At 75.6% G+C, this 24,517-nt stretch carries 18 protein-coding genes; 11 read left to right on the top strand and 7 right to left on the bottom strand.

The genetic code is table 11. The features are described from left to right. The first annotated feature begins 23 nt into the window (after positions 1-23). Positions 24-2,384: an MFS transporter gene (locus tag ACOTKD_RS19895; RefSeq protein ID WP_424890315.1), complete on the top strand. Its 2,361-nt coding sequence runs from the start codon at positions 24-26 to the stop codon at positions 2,382-2,384. A 363-nt stretch (positions 2,385-2,747) separates the two neighbouring features. Here ACOTKD_RS19895 and ACOTKD_RS19890 read toward each other — a convergent pair whose 3' ends face one another. From ACOTKD_RS19890 to ACOTKD_RS19860, 7 genes are read right to left on the bottom strand one after another with little or no spacing between them, the layout of a single operon-like run. After that, positions 2,748-3,254, bottom strand: coding sequence for a flavin reductase family protein (locus ACOTKD_RS19890; RefSeq protein ID WP_424890314.1), 507 nt, complete (start codon positions 3,252-3,254; stop codon positions 2,748-2,750). An 11-nt stretch (positions 3,255-3,265) separates the two neighbouring features. Continuing rightward, the gene (locus ACOTKD_RS19885; RefSeq protein WP_424890313.1) at positions 3,266-4,507 is read right to left on the bottom strand and encodes an MFS transporter; all 1,242 of its coding nucleotides are present in this window, start codon (positions 4,505-4,507) and stop codon (positions 3,266-3,268) included. Next, the gene (locus ACOTKD_RS19880; RefSeq protein ID WP_424890312.1) at positions 4,504-5,709 is read right to left on the bottom strand and encodes an acyl-CoA dehydrogenase family protein; all 1,206 of its coding nucleotides are present in this window, start codon (positions 5,707-5,709) and stop codon (positions 4,504-4,506) included. The genes ACOTKD_RS19885 and ACOTKD_RS19880 overlap by 4 nt, the downstream gene beginning before the upstream one ends. A 57-nt stretch (positions 5,710-5,766) precedes the next feature. Next, a complete protein-coding gene (locus ACOTKD_RS19875; protein ID WP_424890311.1) occupies positions 5,767-6,933 on the bottom strand; it encodes an acyl-CoA dehydrogenase family protein in 1,167 nt (388 codons plus the stop codon). Beyond that, complete coding sequence (locus ACOTKD_RS19870; protein WP_424890310.1) at positions 6,930-7,193, bottom strand: acyl carrier protein; 264 nt, start codon at positions 7,191-7,193, stop codon at positions 6,930-6,932. The genes ACOTKD_RS19875 and ACOTKD_RS19870 overlap by 4 nt, the downstream gene beginning before the upstream one ends. Positions 7,194-7,239: 46 nt before the next feature. Then, a complete protein-coding gene (locus tag ACOTKD_RS19865; RefSeq protein WP_424890309.1) occupies positions 7,240-8,784 on the bottom strand; it encodes an amino acid adenylation domain-containing protein in 1,545 nt (514 codons plus the stop codon). Beyond that, the gene (locus ACOTKD_RS19860; RefSeq protein WP_424890308.1) at positions 8,781-9,605 is read right to left on the bottom strand and encodes an alpha/beta fold hydrolase; all 825 of its coding nucleotides are present in this window, start codon (positions 9,603-9,605) and stop codon (positions 8,781-8,783) included. Before ACOTKD_RS19860 ends, ACOTKD_RS19865 begins: the two co-directional genes overlap by 4 nt. Positions 9,606-10,009: 404 nt before the next feature. Here ACOTKD_RS19860 and ACOTKD_RS19855 point away from each other — a divergent pair, with 404 nt between their 5' ends. From ACOTKD_RS19855 to ACOTKD_RS19810, 10 genes are all read left to right on the top strand, one after another. Further along, positions 10,010-10,846, top strand: a complete 837-nt coding sequence (locus tag ACOTKD_RS19855) for a M55 family metallopeptidase (protein ID WP_424890497.1) — start codon at positions 10,010-10,012, stop codon at positions 10,844-10,846. After that, positions 10,839-12,200, top strand: coding sequence for a M20/M25/M40 family metallo-hydrolase (locus ACOTKD_RS19850; RefSeq protein ID WP_424890307.1), 1,362 nt, complete (start codon positions 10,839-10,841; stop codon positions 12,198-12,200). The genes ACOTKD_RS19855 and ACOTKD_RS19850 overlap by 8 nt, the downstream gene beginning before the upstream one ends. A gap of 92 nt (positions 12,201-12,292) precedes the next feature. Beyond that, positions 12,293-14,296 (top strand): prolyl oligopeptidase family serine peptidase, encoded by a 2,004-nt coding sequence (locus ACOTKD_RS19845; RefSeq protein WP_424890306.1) that lies wholly within the window; start codon positions 12,293-12,295, stop codon positions 14,294-14,296. 220 nt (positions 14,297-14,516) lie between these two features. Beyond that, positions 14,517-15,296: a 2,3-dihydro-2,3-dihydroxybenzoate dehydrogenase gene (locus ACOTKD_RS19840; protein ID WP_424890305.1), complete on the top strand. Its 780-nt coding sequence runs from the start codon at positions 14,517-14,519 to the stop codon at positions 15,294-15,296. Positions 15,297-15,590: 294 nt separating this feature from the next. After that, complete coding sequence (gene dhbC, locus ACOTKD_RS19835; RefSeq protein ID WP_424890496.1) at positions 15,591-16,721, top strand: isochorismate synthase DhbC; 1,131 nt, start codon at positions 15,591-15,593, stop codon at positions 16,719-16,721. After that, the gene (locus tag ACOTKD_RS19830; RefSeq protein ID WP_424890304.1) at positions 16,718-18,364 is read left to right on the top strand and encodes a (2,3-dihydroxybenzoyl)adenylate synthase; all 1,647 of its coding nucleotides are present in this window, start codon (positions 16,718-16,720) and stop codon (positions 18,362-18,364) included. Before dhbC ends, ACOTKD_RS19830 begins: the two co-directional genes overlap by 4 nt. A 35-nt stretch (positions 18,365-18,399) precedes the next feature. Next, on the top strand, positions 18,400-19,032 hold the full coding sequence (locus ACOTKD_RS19825; RefSeq protein WP_424890303.1) for an isochorismatase family protein: 633 nt from the start codon (positions 18,400-18,402) through the stop codon (positions 19,030-19,032). Between the two features lie 5 nt (positions 19,033-19,037). Further along, positions 19,038-19,268, top strand: coding sequence for a phosphopantetheine-binding protein (locus ACOTKD_RS19820; RefSeq protein ID WP_120755643.1), 231 nt, complete (start codon positions 19,038-19,040; stop codon positions 19,266-19,268). Beyond that, positions 19,265-23,296 (top strand): amino acid adenylation domain-containing protein, encoded by a 4,032-nt coding sequence (locus ACOTKD_RS19815; protein WP_424890302.1) that lies wholly within the window; start codon positions 19,265-19,267, stop codon positions 23,294-23,296. The genes ACOTKD_RS19820 and ACOTKD_RS19815 overlap by 4 nt, the downstream gene beginning before the upstream one ends. 427 nt (positions 23,297-23,723) lie before the next feature. Continuing rightward, a complete protein-coding gene (locus tag ACOTKD_RS19810; RefSeq protein ID WP_424890301.1) occupies positions 23,724-24,404 on the top strand; it encodes a 4'-phosphopantetheinyl transferase family protein in 681 nt (226 codons plus the stop codon). Positions 24,405-24,517: the final 113 nt, after the last annotated feature.

Below are 24,517 nucleotides of genomic sequence, written 5' to 3'. Positions count from 1 at the left end.
AGGCGCTACGAGGGGAGCGGTACGTGGGCGGGACCACCTTGGTACAGAGCGACGGGCCGGCGCCCGCCCTGCCCGCACCCGACGCCGTCCCCGCCTTCGAGGCGCCCCCCGAACCCCCCGCCGGCCGGGGGAGGTTGCGCGTCGTCCGCGCCGGCCTGCTGATCGCGCTGCTCCTCGCCGCGCTCGACCAGACCGTCGTCGTCACGGCCCTGCCCACCATCGCCGGCGAACTGCACGGCCTCGGCCGCATGCCCTGGGTGATCACGGCCTACCTGCTCGGCTCCGCCGCCGCCCTGCCCGTGTGCGGCAGGCTCGGCGAGTCCACCGGCCGCAAGGGCGTGTTCGCCTTCGCCCTCGTCCTCCTCGCCGCCGCCTCGGCCCTCGCCGCCCGCGCGCACACCATGGACCAGCTCGTCGCCTTCCGCGTCCTCCAGGGCATCGGCGGCGGCGGCGTGCTGGCCGGCGTCCACGCGATCATCGCCGACCTGGTGCCCGCCCGCGAGCGCGCCCGCCATCTCGCCGCGGCCGCCGCCGTGTTCGGCCTCGCCACCGTCGCCGGGCCCCCGCTCGGCGGCCTCCTCACCGACCACGCCTCCTGGCGCTGGTGCTTCGACCTCAACGTCCCCCTCGGCGCCCTCGCCCTCGTCGCCGCCGCCTTCGGACTGCGGCTCCCCGGGGCCGCGCCCCGGGCCCGCTTCGACGTCTTCGGCGCGCTCCTGCTCGCGGCCTTCTCGGCCTGCCTCGTCCTGCTGGCCACCCGGGCCGGAGCCGCCCACCCCTGGCACTCCCGCGTCACCCTCGGGCTCGCCGCGGCCGCGCTCGGCACCGCGCTGCTCCTCGTCGTCGCCGAGAACCTCGCGGCCGAACCCCTCCTCCCGCCCCGGCTGTTCCGCCGCCCCGTCCTCATCGCCTGCGCCCTCCTCGGCGCCGCCACCGGAGCCGCCCTCTTCGGCGCCGTCGGCTATCTGCCCACCTTCCTGCAGATGGCCGACGGCGCGGGCGCCGTCCGTTCGGGGCTGCTCGTGCTGCCCCTGACGGCCGGCGCCGTCCTCGGCTCCCTCATCAGCGGACAGCTCGCCCGCCGCACCGGCCGCTGCCGGCTCTTCGCCGCGGCCGGCTGCGCCGCGGCCGCCGCCGGGGCGTACCTGCTCACCCGCCTCGGCACCGCCACGACCTGGCCCGCCTACACCCTCTGGACGGCGCTCCTCGGCACCGGCGCCGGGCTCGCCCTGCCGGCCGCCGTCCGGGCCGCGCAGCGCTCCGTCCCCGCCGCGGACCGGGCCGCCGCCGGCGCCGCCGCCACCTACTTCCGGCAACTCGGCGGCGCGGCCGGCGCGGGCGCCCTCGGCAGCCTCTTCGCCCGCCGCCTCGCCGACGGCGGGGCCGCAAGCCCCCTCACCCCGCGGCTGCTGCGCGCCCTGCCCCCCGAACTCCACGGCGGCTACGCACGGGCGTACGCGCACGCGCTGCCGCCGGCCTTCCTGTACCTCGTACCCGTCCTCGTCCTGGGCCTTTTACTCGCCTTCCTGCTGAAGGAGAAAACGCCGGTGTCCCAAAACCTCGCAGAAGCCCCCGTCATCCCCTCGGCGCGGACCGCCCCGCCGGAGGAGGAGCCCCCCTTCGTCCCGGGCATCCCCGTCACCGGGGTCGTCCAGCACCACGACGGCACGACCGTGCCCCGCGCCGCGCTCACCCTCATCGACAGCGGGGGCCGGCAGGTCGGGCGCGGCGCGACCGGCGAGGACGGGCGGTACGCCCTCAGCACCCCCGGCACCGGCTCCTACGTCCTCATCGCGGCCGCCGGCGGACACCAGCCCCAGGCCGTCACCGTCACCGTCGGCGAACGCCCCGTCGAGCTCGACGTGGTCCTCGGCGGCGCCGGGCGGCTCGCCGGGACCGTGCTCACCGCCGACGGCTCGCCCGTGCGGGACGCGCTCGTCACCCTGACCAACGTGCACGGCGAAGTCGTCGCCTCCACCCGCACCGGGCGCGACGGCGGCTACGACATCGGCGAGCTCATCGCCGGCGAGTACACCCTCGCCGGCAGCGCACCCGTCTTCCGGCCCGCCGCCCTCCCCGTGACCGTCCAGTCCTGCCGCGAGACCCGCCAGGACATCGAGCTCGCCGGCGGTGCGGTGCTGCGGGGCGTCGTCCGCGCGGGCGGCGGGCGGCTCGTCGAGGACGCCCGCGTCACGCTCCTCGACGCCGCGGGCAACGTCGTCGACACGGCGACCACCGGGCCCGACGGGGCGTTCCGCTTCGTCGACCTGTCGGCGGGCGAGTACACGGTCATCGCCGCGGGGTACCCGCCGGTGGCCACGGTGCTCCAGGTGGCGGGGGGAGGCCGCACGGAGCGGGACCTCCAGCTGGGCCACGCGGACTAGCCGTCCGGCGGGGCGCGGCCCGCGTATGCGCGAGGGGCACGTCCCGGTGCGGGCGATCCCGTATTCCGCCGGACCCTCGCGGTGGGGGGCGGATCGCCGCGGCGGCGGTGGGGGAGTGCCCGGGCGGCACTCCCCGCGCCCTGCCCGGCGGAGCCGGGAAAACCTTCCGCCGCCGCGGCGCTCAGCCGCGATGGTGAGGGTCCGGCGGAATCGGTGACGGCCGTCCTTGATTCCGCCGGACCCTTGCCGCGGGGGCGCATCGCCGTCGCGGCGGGAGAGGGTTCCGGGCCGCCGGTCAGCGCCCGGGCCCCCGCCGCCGTACGGGATCCGCACGGCGGCGAGGGCCCCGCGCCCCGGGGCCGGCTAGGCCTCCGGCCACGTCGCGTACGTGCGCATGCCGTACAGCAACGGCGCCCGGTCCGCCCCCGGCAGGGGCTCCGCGCGGAATATTTCGCCGATGACCACCGTGTGGTCGCCCGCCCGCTCCAGGCGGTGGACGCGGCACTCCGCCGCCGCGTGCGCGTCCTCCGGCAGGAGCGGCAGCCCCGTGGCCGGGGACCGTTCCCACGGCACGGCCGAGAAGCGGCCCGCGTCGCGGTGGGCGAAGGCGTCCGCCGCGCGGCGCCCCGCCCCGTGCAGGAGGTTGACGGCGAACCAGCCGCGCTCGGCGAGCACCGGCAGGGTGCTGCCCGTGTTGGAGGCGCACACGAGGAGTAGCGGCGGGTCGAGGGACACGCCGCACCACGCGGTGCAGGCGAAGCCGTACGGGGTGAGGCCGTCGTCGGTGGTGACGACGGCCACCCCGCCGGGGTGGGAGGCCATCAGGGCGCGGTAGCTGTCGGGGTCGACGGGAGAGAGCGCGGTGGTCATGGCGGGGGTCCTCATCGGTTCGTGGTGCGGTTGCCGAGGGCCGTGGTGACGCCGATGCTGCCCAGGCACAGCACCGTGATCACCGCGGCGAAGACGCCGGCCGCCGTCATGAGCGTGCCGTTCGCCAGCAGCACGGCCACGCCGACGACCGGCACGGTCAGGCCCAGGTACGCGGCGACGAAGAAGCCGGAGACCAGTTCCGAGACGCGGTCGGGCGACGCCTGGGCCGTCACCAGCGCGAGGCCGGACTTGAAGGACGTGCCCGCGCCCGCGCCGCCCAGCAGGGAGCCGCACAGGAAGACGGGCAGAGAGGCGGCGGACAGGCCCGTGAGGATGAGGGCGAGCCCGAGCGGGACGGCGGTCATGCCCACCGTCAGGCCGGTGCGCGGCGCGAGCCGCACCGCGAGGAGCTGGGCGGCCCCCGCGGAGCCGAAGGCGCTGAACGCCACCAGGCCGACGGCGAGGTGGCTGTGGTTGTGCAGCCCCTGCACGAGGAAGTTGCCGGCCAGCGCGGCCAGCAGGCCCAGCAGGGAGAACGACGCGAAGACCGCGGCGGCCGCCGCGGCGAAGGGGCGCCGCACGGCCGGCGGCACGCCGATCCGCTGCGGGCGGACGCCGCCCCCGCGCGGGGCGGCCCGTTCGGGCAGCGCCCACAGGGCGAGGCCGGGCAGGAGCAGCACGATCAGGACGGTGTACGGCAGGACGGCCGGCGCGGGCGCGTACTCGACGAGCACGCCCGACAGGAGCGCCCCGCTGCCGAGCCCGGCCATGTTGGTGACCGAGGTGATCAGGGCGGCGCGCGGCGGCGAGGGATGGAGTTCTCTGAGGTAGGCGGTGGCCGCGCCGGTCGTCAGCCCCACCGAGATCCCGGAGAGCAGCCGCCCGGCGAACAGCCCGGGAAGGGACGGGAAGACGATGAAGACGACGCTGCTCACCGCGGCCACGGCCAGCGCCGGGACGAGCGTGGCCCGCCGCCCGATCTGGTCCGACAGGCCGCCGAAGAGCAGCAGGGCGGCCAGGATGCCCACCGCGTAGGCGGCGAAGACGAGGGCGACGACGGGCGGGGACAGGTCCAGCCGCTGTGCGTAGAGGGCGTAGACGGGTGTCGGGACGGTGCCGCCGGCCATGACGACGAACAGCACGTACGTCACGGCGGGGACGGCGGCGCGCGGGATGCCCGGCGCGGCGGGGGCCGGGGCCCCCGCCGCTTCGGGGCGGCGCGCTCCGGCGCGCCGCTGCGTGTGGGCCCTCACCAGTCGAAGGCGGTCGCGTCGTACAGGTTGACACCGAGCGCGGCCTTGCCGAGGTACTCCAGGCACTCCTCCGGCTTGGCGGGCATCACCGAGGCGAACGACGCCTCGCGCAGCAGCCGTTCCAGCGGCAGGGACCGGCTCACGGCGGCCGATCCGCAGATGCGGACGGCGTCCTGCGCGAGCGCGGGGCCGGTCTCGCCGACGACGTACTTCGCGGCGTGCACCGCGGCGTTGGCCTCCGCGCTGCCGCGCCCCGCGTCGACCCGTGCCCCGGCCTCGGCGACGAGGGCCCGTGCCGCGGCCAGCCGCGCGGACATCCGGCCGAGCTCGCGCTGCAGCACCGGCGAGCCGGCCCGCTCGGGGGACGCGGCCACGTGGTCGGTGGTGAAGCGCAGGATCGCCTCCGAGATGCCCAGGTACGCGCCCGTGTAGCCGGCGATCATCCAGTGCGGTTCGCGCACCAGCTTGTACAGGGACATGCCCTCGACGCCGAGGAAGAGCCGCGAGCGCGGCACCGTCACCGCGTCGAGGACCATGCCCGCGGTGCTCGTGCCGTACATCGCGGAGAGGCTGTGCACCTCCCCGAAGCTCACGCCGGGGTCGTCCGCGCCGACGACGAAGTGCGAGACCTCGCCGCTGCCTTCGGTGCCCTCGGCGCGGGCAGCGACCACGTAGTAGTCGGCGACGCCCGCCAGCGAGACGAACGACTTCTCGCCGGTGATGACGTAATCGCCGTCCGCGGTGCGGCGGTAGGACGTGCGCACGCCGCGGAGCTTGGCGCCGCTGCCGGCCTCGGAGGTCGCGGAGGCGAACAGCTTCCGCCCGCCCACCACCTCGTCGAACAGCCAGGTCCGGAAGGCCTCCGCCGCGGGCGGCAGGGGCGTGCCCGCGGACTCGCACAGCGAGCCGATGGCGACGTTGTGCATGTTGAAGCCGAGGGCGGCGGCGCCGTTGTGGGCGCCGAGTGCGGCCAGCACCCGCGAGTAGCCGGCGAAGCCGAGCCCGGCCCCGCCCGCCTCGCGCGGCACCAGCAGGCCCAGCAGGCCCGCCTCGCGGAGGATGCGGTACGTCTCGTGGCCGGCCGAACGGCCCGCGTCCACGTCGGCCGCGTGGGGGGCGAGGGCCGCCCCCGTCTCCTCGGCGAGGGCCAGGATGTCGTCGAATTCGGCGGGCAGCAGCCCGGTGGGCAAGGACAGGGCCATGAGGGGCCTTTCGGAAATCGGGTTCCCGGCGCGGGAACCGTTCTTCGGGCGCGGGAATCAGTTTTCGACGGGGAGCCCGAATTCACGGGCGACGCCGATGCGCAGCAGGTCGTTGGGGCCTGCATACGTGAGGGCCGCCATCGGGCTGTGCAGGTCGGCGGGGAGTTCGGAATCGGCGATGAAGGCCCGTACGCCGGACAGCGCCGTGGCGTGTTCCGTCAGCCGGACGTAGTCCTCGGAGACCGAGATCTTGGTCAGGGCGGCCTCCGCGGACAGCCGGCGCGTGGGCGTGCCCGCGTCCAGCCGCGCCGCCATGCCGTACAGCAGCGTGCGGGAGCGGTGCAGCACGAGCGCCATGTCGCTGATGCGGGAGGCCACCTGGTGGCTGGCGCCCATGCGGCGGCCGAAGTGGCCGCGCTCGGACGCCCAGTCCGTCAGGCGCCGCAGGGTGCGGCGCATGGGGCCGAGGGCGTAGCCGAGCAGCAGGGCCCGCTCCCACGTGGTGGTGGAGGTCAGGAGCGCGAGCCCCGAACCCTCCCCGCCGACGAGGCTGCCGGCCGGCAGCCGCACGCCGTCGAAGACCAGCTCGCCCATCGGGACGCCGGGCAGCGCCGTCTTGGCGAAGGCGTCGGCGCGGGTCACGCCCGGAGTGGAGACGGGGAACAGGAAGGCGGACAGGGAGAACGGCGAACGGCCCTCCCCGGTGCGGGCGAAGACGAGCGCGAGATCGGCCACCGGTGCGGCCGTGATGAACGTCTTGGCGCCCTCCAGCACGTAGCCGTCGCCGTCGCGCCGGGCACGGGTGTCCATCGACAGCGGGTCGCTGCCGCCCTTGCGCTCGGTGAGCGCGTGGCACAGCAGCTCCCCGCCGTCCTGGATGCGGGCCACGGACCGCCAGGCTTCGGCGGGGAGCGCCGCGCGCAGCGGGTACTCCATGCCGAACACCTGGGAGGCCATGGCGTAGACGACGCCGGGGTCGACGCCGGCCAGGCCGATGCCCTCGATCATGGCGAGCGAGCGGGTGACGGGCCCGGGGACGGTGCCGGCCTCCGGCACGGGAGGGCCGAGACGCAGCACCCCGAGCCCGGCCAGGGCCTCCCACTGGTCGCGGAAGCCCTTGCCGGCGAGCTGCTCCACCAGGGGCAGGGCCCGGTCGCGGTACTCGTCCACGACGGCCTCCGCCCCGTCGGGCCCCGAGCGCAGCAGACCATCCACAGCGCTCACAGCGCAGCCCCCGCCCGGATGGTCTCCACCACGCCCCACAGGGCCTGCGGGCTGCGGAAGTTGGCCGCGACGATCTCGGTGTCCGGCAGCACGATGCCGGCCTGGGAGTCGAGCGCGGCGACGATCTGCATGATGGACAGCGAGTCCAGCAGGCCCTGTTCGAGCAGCGGGGTGTCGGGGCTCAGCTGCTGCGGTTCCTCGCCGCGCCCCCAGGTGATCTTGCTGCTGATGAGGGTGCAGAGTTCTTCTACGGTGTTCACTGCGGTTTCCTCCGTCGTGGTGGGTGATGCGTGGCGGGTGGTCGGGTCAGTCGGTGCGGGCGGCCAGCGCGCGGCGGTCGACCTTGCCGCGGGCGTTGACGGGCAGGGCGGCCGTGGGCACGACGCGGTCGGGCAGCATGCGCAGCGGCAGCAGCCCGCGCAGCCCGGCGAGGGTCTCCTCGGCGCCCGCCCCGTCGCCGCCGCTTTGGACGTACGCCCAGAACTCGCCGTGGTGCGGGTCGTCCTTGGCGACGACCGCGGCGGCCGTGACGTGCGGCAGCGACAGCACGGCGCTCTCGACGTCGAGCAGGTCGATGCGGTGGCCGCGCCGCTTGACCTGGGAGTCGCCGCGGCCGCGCAGGAAGACGCGGCCGTCGGCGGTGATGCGGCCGGTGTCGCCGGTGGCGTAGGCGCGGCGGGCGACGCCGTCGCGGAAGCGCACCGTGCGGGTCGGGTCGGTCAGGGCCCCGTCCTGCAGGTAGCCCTGGAAGACCGTGGCGCCGGCGACGTGGATCTCGCCCGTGCCGTCGGTGGGCAGGCCGTCCTCGCCGAGGACGTCGACGACGTCGCCCTCGACGGCCCTGCCGATGGTCGTCTCCTGGTCCGCGGTCCAGTCGGCCGGCACCCGGCTGTACGTGCAGACGTTGGTCTCCGTGGGCCCGTACAGGTTGTAGAGGGGCACGTCGCCGAGGAGCCGCAGGTAGCGCTCCAGGGGGCGTGGGGCGAAGGGCTCGCCGGCGAAGGCCGCCACCCGCAGCGAGGGCGGGAAGTGCTCGTCGATGCCGCCGCGTTCGAGCATGCCCTGGTAGAGGGACGGCACGGCGTAGAAGGCGGTGATGCGCTGCTCGTGGAGCCAGCCGACGACGTCGCGGGGGAAGGAGCGCAGGACGTCGGGCATGAGGACGGCGCAGGCGCCCGCCGCGGCCGTGCTGAACAGGTCGAACGTCGTGAGGTCGAAGGTGAGGGCGGCCTGCGAGCCCACCCGGTCCGCCTCGGTCAGGGCGAGCTCGGCGGCGGCCCACAGGGCGAAGTGGGCGACGTTGGCGTGGGAGAGGAGCACTCCCTTGGGACGGCCGGTGGAGCCGGAGGTGAAGAGGACGTAGCCGCCGCGGTCGGTGGGCGCGGGCAGCGGGGCGGGCTTCTGCGCGGCCGGGAGCGTGCGGACCCAGTTCAGGCCGTGGCCCAGGAAGCCCTCGGCGGGCTCCGGGCCCGCGCCCGCCTCCTCGGCGGCCCGCCGGCAGCCGGCGAGCGAGCGGTCGGAGGCGAGCAGCAGGGACAGCCCGGCGCCGCGCACCATGTGGGCCGTGCGGACGGGCGGGTCCGCGACGTCGAGCGGGGCGGTGACCGCGCCGGCGCGCAGCGCGGCGTAGATGCCGAGGACGGCCTCGGGGCCCTTGGGCGCGAGGACGCCCACGCGGTCACCGGGCTCCAGGCCGGCCTCGGCCAGCTGCTGCGCCAGCTCGCTCACGGCGCTTTCGAGCTCGGCATAGGTCCAGGTGCGGCCCTGGGCGGTGAGGGCGGGCCGGCCGGGGTGCCGGCGGGCGGCCGCGGCGAGCAGGCCGTCGAGGCGGACGTCGTCGGTGTCGCTCATGGCCGGGCCTCCTGGCGCGCGGGCTCTGCAAGGTCTTCTGCGGGGTCTGCGGGGTCTGCGGAGCCGCCGGTGCGGCTCGTGAGGAACGTGCCGACGGCGTCGACGACGTCGTCGGTCCGTTCGAGGTGCGGGGTGTGGCCGCAGCCGGCGAGCTCCAGGCGCTGTACGGGCCCGCCGAGGCCGCGCTCGGCCGCGTCGAGGTGGGCCATGGTCCCGTACGGGTCGCTGTCGCCCTGGATGAGGAGCACGGGGGCGGTGGCGCCGGCCAGGTCGCCCTCGATGTCCCAGCCGCGGAAGGCCTCGGAGAGCCACAGGCCGCTCCAGCGGCGGAAGACGGTGTGCGGGTCCTGGTGGTAGAAGGCCAGCTCCTTGGCGAGCGGCCCGGAGTCGTGGGCGGTGCGGGCGGCCGCGACGCCGCGGAGCGTCCGCTCCTCGGCGAAGAGGTGCGGGGCGATGGCGACGACGGCCTCGACGGGGTGGGCGGCGGCGTGCAGCAGGGCGATCGAGGCCCCTTCGCTGTGGCCGACGAGCACCGGGCGGTGGATGCCGAGCCCGCCGAGCAGTTCGGGGAGGACGTCGTGCGCCTCCTCGTGCAGGGAGCGCGGGGTGCGCTCCTGCGGTGCCGGGCCCGAACTCCCGTGGCCGTGCCGGGAGAAGACCAGGGTGCGCCGGCCGGTGGCCGCCGCCAGACGGGCCGGGAAGCGACGCCACATGGCGATGCAGCCGAGGCCTTCGTGGAGGAGGACGAGGGGGGCCGCTTCGGGACTGCCTTCGAGGACGGTGTATTCGACAGGCCCTCGGGATAACGCGACGGTGGGCATGCGGTGTCCTTGGTGTAAGGGCCGGTTGAGGGGAAATCTCTTGGTGGAGCGCTCCGGCCGACGCCGGGAACCGATAATTGCCGACGTCAATGTCGGCGTCAACTGCCTTTTTATTTGACATAGTTGACTCAACCATCCGGCGGCCGTGGTAGAATGCGGGAATTCTTGGAATGTGTAATTCCCCCAGTCGCCGGTAGCGGTTTACCTCTATCCCTTCCGGGCGTCTTCCGGGTGGTTCCGAAGGGTCCCGGGGGGAGCGCTTCCGCGCCCGCCGGCGTGCGCCGAACGCGTGATCGACGGCCGGTCCCGTACGCCGAACGGCCGCTTCCCGGCCGCGGTCCGCCGCGGCGACTGCTGCGAGCACCCGTGCGGCCGCCCCTCACCTGCGGTAGGACTGATGCATGGTGAAGATCCTGATCTCCGCGGACATGGAGGGCGTCACCGGCGTCACCTGCCCGGCCGACGTGCTGCCCGGCGCCTCGCAGTGGGAGAGATGCCGCCACCTGTTCACCTCCGACGTGAACGCGGCGATCGCCGGGTTCTTCGACGGGGGCGTCGACGAGGTCCTCGTCAACGAGGCGCACTGGGGCATGCGCAATCTGCTGCTGGAGAAGCTGGACGAACGAGCCCAAATGCTCACCGGCAAGCACAAGAGCCTGAGCATGGTCGAAGGCGTCCAGCACGGCGATGTCGACGGCGTCGCCTTCGTGGGCTATCACACGGGCGCCGGCACCCGGGGTGTGCTGGCCCACACCTACCTCGCCAACACCATCACCGGCGTGTGGGTGGACGGCGCGCGGGCGAGCGAGGGGTTGCTCAACTCCCTGGTCGTCGCCGAATACGGTGTCCCGGTGGTGCTGGTGACGGGCGACGACCTGACCTGCGCGGACGCCAAGGGATATGCGCCGCGCGCCCGTTCGGTGGCCGTCAAGGACTGCGTCTCGCGGTACGCGGCCGTCTGCCGCCCGCCCGCGCGCACGGCCGCGGACATCCACGCCGCGGCCAAGGAGGCGGCGGCCCTCGCCGTGCGGTACGAGCCCGCCACCGGCGCCGGCCCGTTCACCGTCGACATCGAGTTCGACGCGGACCACCTGGCCGGCGCGGCGACGGTGGTCCCCGGCGTGGAGCCGAGCGGTGAGCGGCGGGTCTCGTACACCACGGCGACCATGTACGACGGCATCCGCTGCTTCAAGGCGGTCACGACCGTCGTGTCGGCCGCGGTGGAGGAGCAGTATGGCTGAGATCCTGACGGAAGAGGCCGAAGAGGCCGGGGCCGGGGTGGACGAGCGCGCGCTCGACGAGGCGGTGCGCTTCACCTCGGACCTGATCCGGCTCGACACGACCAACCGGGGCGGCGGCGACTGCCGGGAGCGGCCCGCCGCCGAGTACGTGGCCGCGGCGCTGAGCGAGGCGGGCATCGAGCCGGTGGTGCTGGAGAAGGAGCGCGGCCGGGCGAACGTCGTCGCCCGCGTACCCGGCACCGATCCGGGCGCGCCCGCGCTGCTGGTCCACGGGCACCTCGACGTCGTCCCCGCCGACCCCGCGGAGTGGAGCGTCCACCCGTTCTCGGGCGAGGTCCGCGACGGCGTGGTGTGGGGGCGCGGCGCGGTCGACATGAAGAACACCGACGCGATGGTCCTGTCGGTCGTGCGGGCCTGGGCGCGCACGGGCGCCCGGCCCCCGCGGGACGTCGTGCTCGCCTTCACCGCCGACGAGGAGGACCGCGCCTGGACGGGCGCCGCCTTCCTCGCCGAGGAGCACGCCGAGCTGTTCGAGGGCTGCCGGTACGCCATCGGCGAGTCGGGCGCGTACTCCTTCCACGCGGACGGCGGGCTGCGGCTGTACCCGGTGGCGGCGGGGGAGCGGGGCACGGCCTGGCTCCGGCTCACCGCGCGCGGCCGGGCGGGCCACGGCTCCAAGCCCAATCAGGCGAACGCGGTCACCCGGCTGGCCGAGGCCCTCGCCCGGATCGGCCGGCACCGCTGGCCGGTGCGGATGTCGCCGACCGTGCGCGCCGCCCTCACCGAGATCGCCGCCCTGTACGGCATCGAGGCCGACCCCGGCGCCCCGGGCTTCGACGTGGACGCGCTGCTGGCCGAGCTGGGATCGGCGGCCCGGCTCGTCGCCCCGACGGTCCGCAACAGCTCCAACCCGACGATGCTGGACGCCGGCTACAAGGTCAACGTGATCCCCGGGACCGCCGTGGGGCACGTGGACGGGCGCGTCGTGCCGGGTGGTGAGGAGGAGTTCCGCGCGACCATGGACGAGCTCACGGGGCCGCACGTGGAGTGGGACTACTACCAGCGGGGCCGGGCGCTGCAGGCCCCGCTCGGCACCGAGCTGTTCGCCCGGATGCGGGAGGCGGTCGAGCGCTTCGACCCCGAGGGGCACGTGGTGCCGTTCTGCATGTCCGGCGGCACGGACGCCAACCAGTTCTCGCGCCTGGGCATCGACTGCTACGGCTTCGCCCCCCTGAAGCTGCCCGAGGAGATCGACTACCAGGCGCTGTTCCACGGCGTCGACGAACGGGTCCCCGTCGAGGCGCTGCACTTCGGCGTCCGGGTGCTCGATCACTTCTTGATGAGCCCGGCCTGATGAGCCGAGCCTGATGAGCAACGAGCACAGCTTGATGAGCACAGCTTGATGAGCGCGGTCTGATGGACCGTTACGAGGAGGCGTAGCAGATCATGGTGTCCACGGTGCCCTACGGAGCCTGGCAGTCCCCGGTCGGCGCGGAGCTCGCCGCGTCGCACGGCGGCGGCCCGGACTTCGTGGGCACGGCCGGTGACGAGCTGTGGTGGGTGAGCCCGCGCCCGGCGGAGGAAGGCCGTTTCACCCTGGTGCGGCGGCGGGCCGGCGGCGTGGAGGAGACGGTGCTGCCGGCTCCGTGGAACGTGCGCAACCGCGTCATGGAGTACGGCGGCCTGCCGTGGGCGGCCGCGGCGCGGGAGGCGGGCGGCCCGCTGGTGGTCTTCACCCACTTCGCCGATCAGCGGCTCTACGCGTTCGAGCCCGATGCCCCGGCGGGGAGCGACCGGAGCGCCCCGCGGCCGCTGACGCCGGTCTCGTCCGTGGGCGGCGGGCTGCGCTGGGCCGATCCGGTGCTGCTGCCGGACCGGGGCGAGGTGTGGTGCGTCCTGGAGGAGTTCACCGGACCCGGCCCGTGCGACGTGCGCCGGCTGCTCGTGGCCGTGCCGCTGGACGGCTCGGCGGCGCGGGACCGCGGCGCGGTCCGGGAGCTGACGGACGGCCGGAACCGCTTCGTCACCGGGCCCCGGCTCTCGCCGGACGGGCGGCGGGCGGCCTGGATCGCCTGGGACCACCCCCGGATGCCGTGGGAGGGCACCGAGCTGAAGGTCGCCGAGGTCTCCGCGGACGGGCGGCTGCCCGGCGCCCGGACCGTCCTGGGCGGGCCGGAGGAGTCCGTCCCCCAGGTGGAGTGGGCCGCCGACGGCTCGCTGGTCGCGGCGAGCGACCGTTCGGGATGGTGGAACCTGTACCGCGTCGACCCGGAGACGGGGGAGAGCGCGGCGCTGTGCCGCCGCGAGGAGGAGTTCGCCGGCGCGCTGTGGCGCGTGGGGCAGCGCTGGTTCGCGCCCCTGCCCGGCGGGCTGATCGCGACCGTCCACGGCCGGGGCGCCGCCGTCCTCGGCGTCCTCGACCCGGGGACCGGCGAGATCGCCGACGTCGCCGGGCCGTGGACCGAGTGGGCGCCGACCCTGGCGGTGACCGGCACCCGCGCGGTGGGCGTCGCGGCGAGCCCGCACAGCACGTACGAGGTCGTCGAACTCGACGTCTGCACGGGCCGGGCGCGGCCCGTCGGCGCCCGGCACGCCGACCGCGTGGACCCCGCCCACTACCCCGAGCCGCTGGTGCGCACCTTCGCCGGGCCGGACGGGCGCGAGGTGCACGCCAACCTCTACCCGCCGCGCAACCCCGGCCACACCGCCCCCGAGGGCGAGCTGCCGCCCTACGTGGTGTGGGCGCACGGCGGCCCGACCGCCCGCTCGCCGCTCGTGCTGGACCTGGTGACGGTCTTCTTCACCTCGCGCGGCATCGGCGTCGCCGAGGTGAACTACGGCGGCTCGACGGGTCACGGGCGCGCCTACCGCGAGCGGCTGCGCGGGCAGTGGGGCGTGGTGGACGTCGAGGACTGCGCGGCGGTGGCCGCGGGGCTGGCCGCCGAGGGCCTCGCCGACCCGGCCCGGATCGCGGTCCGCGGCGGCAGCGCGGGCGGCTGGACGGCCGTGGCCTCCCTCGCCGCCACGTCCCTCTACGCCTGCGGCACGGTCCTCTACCCCGTGCTGGACCTGGAGAGCTGGGCGGCGGAGGACGGCACGCACGACTTCGAGTCGCGCTACCTGGACTGGCTGATCGGCCCGCGGGACGAGGTGCCCGGGCGCTACCGCGAGCGCTCGCCGCTGCACCGGGCGGACCGGATCTCCACGTCGTTCCTGCTGCTGCAGGGGCTGGCCGACCCCGTCTGCCCGGTCGCGCAGAGCGAGCGGCTGCTGGCGGCGATGGCCGGCCGGGGAGTGCCGCACACGTACATCGCCTTCGAGGGCGAGGGGCACGGCTTCCGCCGGGTCGGGACGATCGTGCGGGCGCTGGAGGCGGAGCTCTCGCTGTATGCGCAGACCTTCGGGGTGACCGCGCCGGGCGTGCCGGCCCTGGAGCTCGTGGCGACCTGACGTACAGCCAGTTCCCGCCTCGCCAGGGGGTGGTCGCCGGTCAGCCGGGGGCCGCCCCCCTATAGGCAAGAGCGTGAGGTTAGCCTAACCTAAGCCTTATTGTGCGCCCCCCGCGCGTACGGCGGTGGGGGCGCCCCTGCGGCGGGCGGTGATCCCGGCCGGGCAGGGTCATGTAAGGTAAGGCTTACCTTAGTTTTGAACCGGAATCGGGGGACCCACCGTGCAGCAGTCAGAACTCTCCGGCCGCGTCGCGCTGGTCACCGGTGCCGGCCAGGGCATAGGCGAGGCCGTGACCCGCGCCCTCGTCGCCCGGGGAGCGCGCGTCGCGGCCCTCGACTGGACCCCGGACGGCATCAAGGACCTGGAGGCCGAACTCGGCCGCGACCAGGTCACCGCCCACACCGCCGACGTCGCCGACAGCACCGCCGTCGAGGCCGTCGTCGACGAGGTCGAGAACACCGTCGGCCCGCTGGACATCCTCGTCAACGTCGCCGGCGTGCTGCGCACCTCGCCCGTCGTCGACATCACCGACGACGTCTGGCACCGCACCTTCGCCGTGAACTCCACCGGCGTCTTCAACGCCTCGCGCGCCGCCGCCCGCCGGATGACCGAGCGCCGCTCCGGCTGCATCGTCACCGTCGGCTCCAACGCCGCGGGCGTGCCGCGCACCAGCATGGCCGCGTACGCCGCCTCCAAGGCCGCCGCCACCATGTTCACCAAGTGCCTCGGCCTGGAGCTGGCCCGCAGCGGCATCCGCTGCAACGTCGTCTCGCCCGGCTCCACCGACACCGCCATGCAGCGCGGGCTGTGGGCCGACGAGCAGGCGCCCCAGCGCGTCATCGACGGTGACCCCGGCTCGTACCGCGTCGGCATCCCCCTCGGCCGGATCGCCGAACCCTCGGACATCGCCGACGCGGTCGCGTTCCTCGTCTCCGACCGCGCGCGGCACATCACGATGCACGACCTGTACGTCGACGGGGGCGCGACGCTGCGCGCCTGACGGTGCCGCCGTCTCCCGGGGCCCCGCCCCGGACCCGGGTCCTCAACCGCCGGACGGGCCCAAAGAATTTGAGCCCGTCCGGCGACTGAGGACACCACGCGCAGCCCCCCACAAGGCCGGCCGCCACCCAACACTTCACGCGAGACCCACCCGGTGCGATCCACCGGAACGAAAAAGGAGCAGCAGGTGACCACGGCTCACCACGTCGCCGACCGGCCGAGCGGGCCGGACGCCCGCCCGGACGGCCCCCGCACCGGCGGGCGGCCCGCCGACACCGTCGGCGCCGCCACCTCGCTGCTCGACGCCTACGAGCCCGGCCGGGCCCGGTTCTTCGCCTCGCCCACCCGCACCCTGCTCGCCCACGGCGTGCGGGCCGAAGTGCCGCACGGCACCGCCCCCGTGGCGCAGCGCGTCGCGGAGACCCTCGCCGCCCGCGTGCGGGCCGGCGACGCGGCCCCGGTCGTCGTCGGCGCGATCCCCTTCGACCAGGCCGCGCCCGCCGCGCTGGCCGTGCCCGAGGCCGTCCGCTGGGCGCCGCCGCTCGCCGAGGACCCGCTGGTCGCCCTGCCGGCCGCCGCCCCCGGCGCCGCCCGCTGGGACGTCCGGCCCGTGCCGGAGCCCGCCGGCTACGGCGCCTCCGTCGCCGAGGCCGTCCGCCGCATGCGGCGCGGCGACTTCGCCAAGGTCGTCCTCGCCCGCACCCTGGAACTCGCCTCCGACCGCGACCTCGACCTGCCCGCGCTGCTGCAGCGCCTCGCCCGCCGCGACCCCTCCGGCTACACCTTCGCCCTGCCCACCGGCCCCGGCCGCACCCTGCTCGGCGCGAGCCCCGAACTGCTGGTCTCCCGGCGCGGCGGCACGCTCGTCGCCAACCCGCTGGCCGGCTCCACGCCGCGCAGCGCCGACCTCGCCGAGGACGTCCGCCGCGCCGCCGCCCTCCTGCAGTCGGAGAAGGACCTGCACGAGCACGCGGTCGTCGTGGACGCCGTCCGCGAGGCCCTCGCCCCGTACTGCCGCAGCCTGCACGTGCCCGAACGGCCCACGCTGGTGCGCACGGCCGCCATGTGGCACCTGTCGACCACCGTGACCGGCGAGCCGGCCGACCCGGCGGTGTCCGCGCTAGAGCTGGCCTCCGCGCTGCACCCCACGCCCGCCGTGTGCGGCACCCCGACCACCACCGCGCGCGACGTCATCGGCGAGCTGGAGCCCTTCGACCGCGGCTTCTTCACCGGCATGGTCGGCTGGGGCGACGCGAGCGGCGACGGCGAATGGGTCGTCACCATCCGCTGCGCGGAGGCCGAGGAGCGCACCCTGCGGCTGTACGCCGGCGCGGGTGTCGTCGCACAGTCCTCGCCGGAGGCCGAGACGGCCGAGACCGGCGCCAAGTTCCAGACGTTCCTGCAGGCTGTGGGGGTTGACCAGTGACCGAGACGACCGACGCTCCGGGATATCCCGCGGAGTTCGCCGAGCGCTACCGCGCGGCGGGCTACTGGCGAGGAGAAACGTTCGGGCAGATGCTGCGCGACCGCGCGCGGGCCCACCCGGACCGGATCGCGATCGTGGACCCCTCCGGCGAGGGCCGCCGCTGGACGTACGGCGAGCTGGACCTGCGCGCCGACCGGCTGGCCGCGGGCTTCCTCGCCCACGGCATCGGCAAGGGCGACCGCGTCGTCGTCCAGCTCCCGAACGTCGCCGAGTTCTTCGAGGTCGTCTTCGCGCTCTTCCGCATCGGCGCCCTCCCCGTCTTCGCGCTGCCCGCCCACCGCGAGACCGAGATCCGCCACTTCTGCGCCTTCACCGAGGCCGCCGCCTACGTCATCGCCGACGTCAGCGAGGGCTACGACTACCGCGAGCTGGCCACGAAGGTCCGCGCCGAGGTCCCCGGCCTCAAGCACGTCTTCGTCGCCGGCGAGCCCGGCGAGCACACCGCCCTGGCCGGCGTCCCCACCGAGCCGGTGGCCGTGCCCGACGCCCCCGCCCCGCACGAGCTGGCCTTCCTCCAGCTCTCCGGCGGCTCCACCGGCGTGCCCAAGCTCATCCCGCGCACCCACGACGACTACATCTACTCGCTGTGGGGCTCCAACGAGATCTGCGGCGTCGACGAGGACAGCGTCTACCTCTGCGCCCTGCCCGCCGCCCACAACTTCCCCCTGAGTTCCCCGGGAACCCTCGGCGCGCTCTACGCCGGCGCCCGCGTCGTCCTCGCCCCGCGCCCCAGCCCCGACGTCGCCTTCCCGCTCATCGCGGCCGAAGGCGTCACGATCACCGGCCTGGTCCCGCCGCTCGCCCTCGTGTGGACCGAGGCCGCGGCGGAGACCCCGTACGACCTGAGCAGCCTTCAGGTCCTGCTGGTGGGCGGCGCGAAGTTCAGCGAGGAGGCGGCCCGCCGGGTGCGCCCGGCCCTCGGCTGCACCCTCCAGCAGGTCTTCGGCATGGCGGAGGGCCTGGTGAACTACACCCGGCTGGACGACCCCGAGGAGACCATCGTCACCACCCAGGGCCGGCCGATCTCGCCCGCCGACGAGGTCCGCGTCGTGGACGACGAGGACAACGACCTGCCCCCGGGGGAGACCGGCCACCTGCTGACCCGCGGCCCGTACACCATCCGCGGCTACTGGCGGGCCCCCGAGCACAACGCCACGGCCTTCACCGCCGACGGCTTCTACCGCACCGGCGACGTCGTCCGGCGCACGGAGACCGGCCACCTCGTGGTCGAGGGCCGGGCCAAGGACCAGATCAACCGCGGCGGCGAGAAGGTCGCCGCCGAGGAGATCGAGAACCACATCCTCGCCCACCCGGCCGTGCACGACGCCGCCGTCGTCTCCATGCCCGACGCGTACCTCGGCGAGCGCACCTGCGCCTACGTCGTGCTGCGCGAGGGCGCCGAGCCGGTGAAGTCGATCGCGATCAAGAAGTTCGTCCGCGAGCGCGGCCTGGCCGCCTTCAAGGTGCCCGACCGGGTGGAGTTCGTGACGGAGTTCCCGCAGACGGGCATCGGCAAGGTGTCGAAGAAGGACCTCCGCGCGGCCATCGCCGCACAGGTCGCCGCCGCAGCAGCACAGCGCTGAGAACGCTGAGAACCGAGAAAGGCTCACCGACCACCATGGCACTGCCCGCCATCGCCCCCTACCCCATGCCGGGGGCGGCCGACCTGCCCGCGAACAAGGTCGCCTGGACCGCCGACCCGGCCCGCGCCGTGCTGCTCGTGCACGACCTGCAGAACTACTTCCTCGACGCGTTCGAGGCCGGGGCCTCGCCCGTCACCGAACTGCTCGCCAACGTCGCCGCGGTGAAGAAGGACTGCGAGCGGCTCGGCGTCCCCGTCGTCTACTCGGCCCAGCCCGGCGGCCAGAGCCCCGCCGAGCGCGGCCTCCAGCAGGATTTCTGGGGTCCGGGGCTGCCGGACGACGAGCGCGCGAAGGCCATCGCCGACGCCGTCGCGCCGACGGCCGGCGACACGGTCCTGACCAAGTGGAAGTACAGCGCCTTCGTGCGGACCGACCTCGCCGAGCGGATGGCCGCGCAGGGCCGCGACCAGCTGGTCATCGTCGGCGTGTACGCGCACATCGGCGTCATGATGAGCGCCTGCGACGCCTGGATGCGCGACATCCAGCCCTTCCTCGTCGCCGACGCCGTCGCCGACTTCTCGGCCGAGGACCACGCCATGGCACTGCGCTGGGCCGCCGCCAAGTGCGCCGTGGTGACCACCACCGACCGGCTCTTCGAAGGGGCGTAACACCCATGGCACTCACCCTCGAACAGATCCGGGCCGACGTCGCCGACGTGCTCGGCGAGGACCCCGCCGACATCCCCGACGACGAGAACCTCGTCGACTACGGCCTCGACTCGGTCCGCATCATGACCCTCGTCGAGCGCTGGCGCCGCGACCACGGCACCGACGTCACCTTCGTGGCCCTCGCCGAGCAGCCGGCCATAGAGCAGTGGGCACCGCTGCTGGGGGCGGGAACGTGAACGCCCGCACCCTCGACCGGGCGGGGGCGCGTCCCCTGCCCGGCCCCTCCGGCGCGGGACGGTCCCCCGCGCCGGAGGGGCTGCCCCTGACGGCCGCCCAGTCGGGCATGTGGTTCGCCCAGGCCCTCGACCCCGGCAGCCCCGCCCTCGGCACCGCCGAATACCTGGAGATCCACGGGGACATCGACCCCGCCCGCTTCGCCGAGGCCCTGCACCGCACCGTCGGCGAGGCCGACGCCCTGCGCGTCCGCATCACCGACGCCCCGGACGGCCCCCGCCAGCTCCCCATCGCCGTCGAGGCCCCCGGCCACGGCTTCCCCCTGCACACCGCGGACCTGCGCGCCGAGCGCGACCCGGACGCCGCCGCCCTCGCGTGGATGCGCGCCGACCTCGCCGAGCCCTTCGACCTCGCCCGCGGCCCGCTCTTCTCCCACGCCCTCCTGCGCACCGGCGACGCCCGCTGGCTGTGGTACCAGCGCGTCCACCACGCCGTCCTCGACGGCTACGGCTACTCCCTCGTCGCCCGCCGCGTCGCCGAGCTCTACACCGCCCTGGCCACCGGCGAGGACCCCGCCCCCAGCCCCTTCGGCCGGCTCGCCGACCTCGTCGCCGAGGACGCCGCCTACCGCGACTCCGCGACCCGCACCCGCGACCGCGCCCACTGGCTCACCGCCTTCGCCGACCGCCCCGAGGCACCCACCCTCGCCTCCTCCGCGGCCCCCGCCCTGCCCTCCCGCGGCCACCTGCGCGCCACCGCCCACCTCGACCCCGGGGCCACCGCACGGCTGCGCCGCCTGGCCGCGTCCGTCCGGGCCACGTGGACCGACGTCCTCTTCGCCGCGCAGGCCCTCTACGTCGCCCGCGCCACCCGCAGCGAGGAGGTCGTCCTCGGCCTGCCCATGATGGGCCGCATGGGCTCCGTCGCCCTGCGCGTGCCCGGCATGGTCATGAACGTGCTGCCGCTGCGCCTGACCGTCACCCCCGGCACGACCTTCGCCGAACTCGTCCACCAGACCGTCCTCGGCATCCGGGCCGCCCGCCGCCACCAGCGCTACCGCTACGAGGACATCCGCCGCGACCTCGGCCTCCTCGGCGAGGGCCGGCCGCTCACCGGCCCGCTCGTCAACGTCATGCCCTTCGACTACGGGCTCACGTTCGCCGGCGCCCGCGCAGGCGCGCACAACCTCGCCCCCGGACCCGTCGACGACCTCACCATCGGCATCTACGACCGCGCCGACGGCAGCGGCCTGCGCATCGACTACGACGCCAACCCGGCCCGCTACGGCCAGGACGAACTCGCCGCCCACCAGGCGCGCTTCCTCGACCTGCTGACCCGCCTCGCCGAGCGCGACCCGCACCTGCCCACCGGCGGCCTCGCCCTGGCCACCGCCGCCGAGCGCGAACAGGTCCTCGCCGAGTTCAACGACACCGCCACCGCGGTCCCGCCCACCACCCTCATCGGCCCCGTCGAGGCCCGCGCCGCCCGCACCCCGCACGCCACCGCCCTGGTCCACGGCGCCGAGACCCTCACCTACGCCGGCCTCAACGCCCGCGCCAACCGGCTCGCCCGCCACCTCGCCGCCCTCGGCGTCCGCCCCGGCACGGTCACCGCCGTCGCCCTGCCGCGCTCCACCGAGCTCGTCGTGGCCCTCCTCGCCGTCCTCAAGGCGGGCGGCGCGTACCTGCCGCTCGACACCGCCGACCCGGCCGCGCGCCTGCGCGACGTGCTGGAGACCGCCGCACCCGTGTGCGTCGTGACCGACCGCGCCGGCGCCGCCGCGCTCCCCGCGGGCGCGCCGCCCGCCGTGTCGCTCGACGACCCCGCGCTCGGCGACGTGCTCGCCGCCCACCTCCCCACCGACCCCGGCCGGGCCCTGACGCCCCAGCACCCCGCGTACGTCCTGCACACCTCCGGCTCCACCGGAGCCCCCAAGGGCGTCGTCGTGCCGCACTCGGCCATCGACAACCGGCTGCGCTGGATGCAGGCGCAGTACCCGCTCGCCCCCGGCGACCGCGTCTTGCACAAGACCCCCACCGGCTTCGACGTCTCCGTCTGGGAGCTGTTCTGGCCGCTGCGCGAGGGCGCCACCCTCGTCGTGGCCGGGCCCGACGCCCACCGCGACCCCGCCGAGCTCGCCCGCACCATCCGCGAACACGACGTCACCGTCGCCCACTTCGTGCCCCCGGTGCTGCAGCTCTTCCTCGCCGGACCCGGCGCGGCCGGCTGCACCGGGCTGCGGCACGTCTTCAGCAGCGGCGAAGTCCTGCCGCGCGCCACGGCCGACGCCTTCCACCGGTTGCTCCCCGGCACCCTGCTGCACAACCTCTACGGGCCGACCGAAGCGGCCGTCGACGTCACCCACCACACCTGCCGCCCGGGCGACACCGGGCCCGTCCCCATCGGACGGCCCGTCTGGAACACCCGCCTCTACATCCTCGACGAGGCCCTGCACCCCTGCCCGCCCGGCGTCCCCGGCGAGCTCTACCTCGCCGGCGCCCAGCTCGCCGACGGCTACCTGGGCCGGCCGGACCTCACGGCCGAACGGTTCTTGGACGACCCCTTCGCCGGGCCCGGCGCGCGCATGTACCGCACGGGCGACCTCGCCCGCTGGCGGGCGGACGGCGAGGCCGAGTACCTCGGCCGCACCGACCGCCAGGTCAAGCTGCACGGGCGCCGCATCGAGCCCGACGGCATCGAAGCCGTCCTGCTGGCCGACCCCCGCGTGCAGGCCGCCTGCGCCGTCGTCCGCGAGGACCGGCCCGGCGACCGGCGCCTGGTCGCCTACGTGACTCCGGCCTCGGCGGATGCCGCCGCCGAGGCCGGCCCCGGCCTCCTGCGCGAGGCACTGGCCGCGCACCTCCCCGCGAGCACGGTGCCGGACGCCGTCGTGCTCCTGGACGCCTTCCCCACGGGCCCCAACGGCAAGCTCGACCGCGCGGCGCTGCCCGCCCCCGCCCCCGCGGCGGACACCGGCGGCCGCGCCCCCGCGGGGCCCCGCGAGGAGACCCTGACGCGGCTGTTCGCCGAGGTCCTCGGGCTGCCGCACGTCGGCGTCGACGACAGCTTCTTCGCCCTCGGCGGCACGTCCCTGCTCGCGGCGCGGCTCGTCGCCCGGATCGGCGACGTCCTCGGCGAGGACATCGCCGGCGTGGGCATCGCCGGTGAAGACGGGCCCCTCGCCCTGGGCACCCTCTTCCGCGCCCCGACGCCGGCCGCCCTCGCCCGCCGGCTGGGCGGCGTGGACGGCACCTCCCGGGACCCCGCCCTGGACCCCGTCCTGCCGCTGCGTGCCACCGGCAGCCGTACGCCCCTGTTCGCGCTGCCCCCGGCCGCCGGCCTCGGCTGGTGCTACACCGGGCTGCTCACCGGCCTCGGCCCCGATCAGCCCCTCCACGCGCTCCGGGCGCGCGGGTTCGCGCCCGGCGAGGCGCTGCCCGCGACGCTGGAGGAGATGGCCGAGGACCACGCGGACCGCATCCGGGGGATCCAGCCGTACGGCCCCTACCGGCTGCTCGGCTGGTCGGCGGGCGGCGTCCTCGCGCACGCCGTCGCCGTACGGCTGCAGGAGGCCGGCGAGAAGGTCGGGCTCCTCGCGCTGCTCGACGCCTACCCCGCGGGCGCCGCGTCCGGGGAACAGGCCGTCCTCGGCGCCCTGCTGGACATGGCCGGCTGCGCCCGCGAGGGCGGCGGAGCCCTCACCCGGGACGGGGTGCTCGCCGCCCTCCGCGCGGACGGCGGCCCCTTCGCCGCACTGACCGGCGAGGCGCTGCGGTCCGTGGTCGACGTCGCGCTCTCCACGACGGCCCTGGCCGGACGCCACCCGCACCGCGTCTTCGACGGCGACGTCCTCTTCTTCACCGCGGCGGACACGGAGCCGGCCGGCTCGCTGACGAGGGAGGCGTGGCGGCCGTACGTCACGGGTAGGGTGATCAACCACGATGTCGGCTGCACGCACGCGCACATGACGCGGCCGGGGCCGATCGGGGAGGTCGCCGAGACGGTGACCCGCCACCTGGGAGAGGGCTGAGCGGATGGGCGTGAGCGGCGGACCGGGCATACGGCCCCGGGTCCTCGGCGAGGACCCGCTGCCGGGAACGTGGACACCGGGCGGGCCGCCGCACGTATGGCTGCTGAACCTCGCCGGCCTGCGACCGGGCGGCCTCGAAAACGACGGCCCGGGGGGCGGCGGTGCGCCAGCCGGCGGCCAGCGACCGGACGGCTCCACGAACGAGGGCCCGGGGGCCGGTGAACTGCGCGCCGGCAGGCCGGGGCCCCGTGGCTTGCCAGGCGGCGGCGAGCGGCCGGTTGCCGCGCCGGACGAGGAGGCTCGGGGCGATGGTCCGCGGTCCGGTTCCGGTGGCCGACCGGACGGGGGGCCGCAGGCCGGTGAACTGCGCCCCGGCGGCCCGGGGTCCGGTCGGTTGCCGGGTGACGGTCTTTCCGGCGGCGGCCCCGTGCGCGGCGCGTCGCAGGGCCACGGCCTTACAGCCGGCGGCACGCCGTCCCGCCGTCCGCTCGACACCGCGCTGCGGGACCACGCGCGCATCCTCGACCCCGTGGAGCGGGACCGCGCCGCCGCGTTCGTGCGTGACCTCCACCGCGACCGCTACGTCGCCTCCCACGTCGGGCTGCGGCTCCTCCTCGGTGCGTACCTGGCCACCGACCCGGCCGCGGTCGAGCTCGTGCGCGAGCCGTGCCCCGGCTGCGGCGGGCCGCACGGCCGCCCGGCCGCCGCCGGCGCGCCCCTGCACTTCAACCTCTCGCACGCGGGCGACCTCGCGCTCTTCGCCTTCGCGGACACGCCGATCGGCGCGGACGTCGAGCAGCTCCAGCCCGCCGACGTGGTCGAGGAGGTGGGGCGTGTCCTGCACCCCGCCGAGACCGCGGAGCTGGCCGCGCTGCCCGCGACGCGGCGCCCGGAGGCCTTCGGGCGCTGCTGGACGCGCAAGGAGGCGTATCTCAAGGGCACGGGCACGGGTCTGTCGGAGAACCCCTCCGTGACGTACGTGGGCACGGGCCCGGCCCCGGCCTCCCCCGAGGGGTGGACGCTGACCGACGTCGCGGCCGTACCGGGGTACGCGGCGGCCGTCGCGGTCGCGAACGCGCGCGTGCCGGGCGTGCCGCACACGCCGTAACGGCGCGGGGGCGCATTCCGGGAGCGCGCGGAGGCGAGCGGCTGAATATGCGGCGCACAGCCCGGCGGCATGCCGTTGAATTTCCTATAACCTGACTGGTCCGCGGAGGGTCG

This window comes from Streptomyces sp. XH2 (genome assembly GCF_049725035.1).
GTDB lineage: Bacteria > Actinomycetota > Actinomycetes > Streptomycetales > Streptomycetaceae > Streptomyces > Streptomyces roseoverticillatus.
This window is presented reverse-complemented; position numbering and strand designations above follow the sequence as displayed.

Bases quoted from the DNA above. Each gene is read 5' to 3' on its own strand.
- ACOTKD_RS19890 (WP_424890314.1), bottom strand. From the start codon at position 3,254: ATGACCACCGCGCTCTCTCCCGTCGACCCCGACAGCTACCGCGCCCTG.
- ACOTKD_RS19880 (WP_424890312.1), bottom strand. From the start codon at position 5,709: ATGGCCCTGTCCTTGCCCACCGGGCTGCTGCCCGCCGAATTCGACGAC.
- ACOTKD_RS19865 (WP_424890309.1), bottom strand. From the start codon at position 8,784: ATGAGCGACACCGACGACGTCCGCCTCGACGGCCTGCTCGCCGCGGCC.
- ACOTKD_RS19860 (WP_424890308.1), bottom strand. From the start codon at position 9,605: ATGCCCACCGTCGCGTTATCCCGAGGGCCTGTCGAATACACCGTCCTC.
- ACOTKD_RS19850 (WP_424890307.1), top strand. From the start codon at position 10,839: ATGGCTGAGATCCTGACGGAAGAGGCCGAAGAGGCCGGGGCCGGGGTG.
- ACOTKD_RS19845 (WP_424890306.1), top strand. From the start codon at position 12,293: ATGGTGTCCACGGTGCCCTACGGAGCCTGGCAGTCCCCGGTCGGCGCG.
- ACOTKD_RS19825 (WP_424890303.1), top strand. From the start codon at position 18,400: ATGGCACTGCCCGCCATCGCCCCCTACCCCATGCCGGGGGCGGCCGAC.
- ACOTKD_RS19820 (WP_120755643.1), top strand. From the start codon at position 19,038: ATGGCACTCACCCTCGAACAGATCCGGGCCGACGTCGCCGACGTGCTC.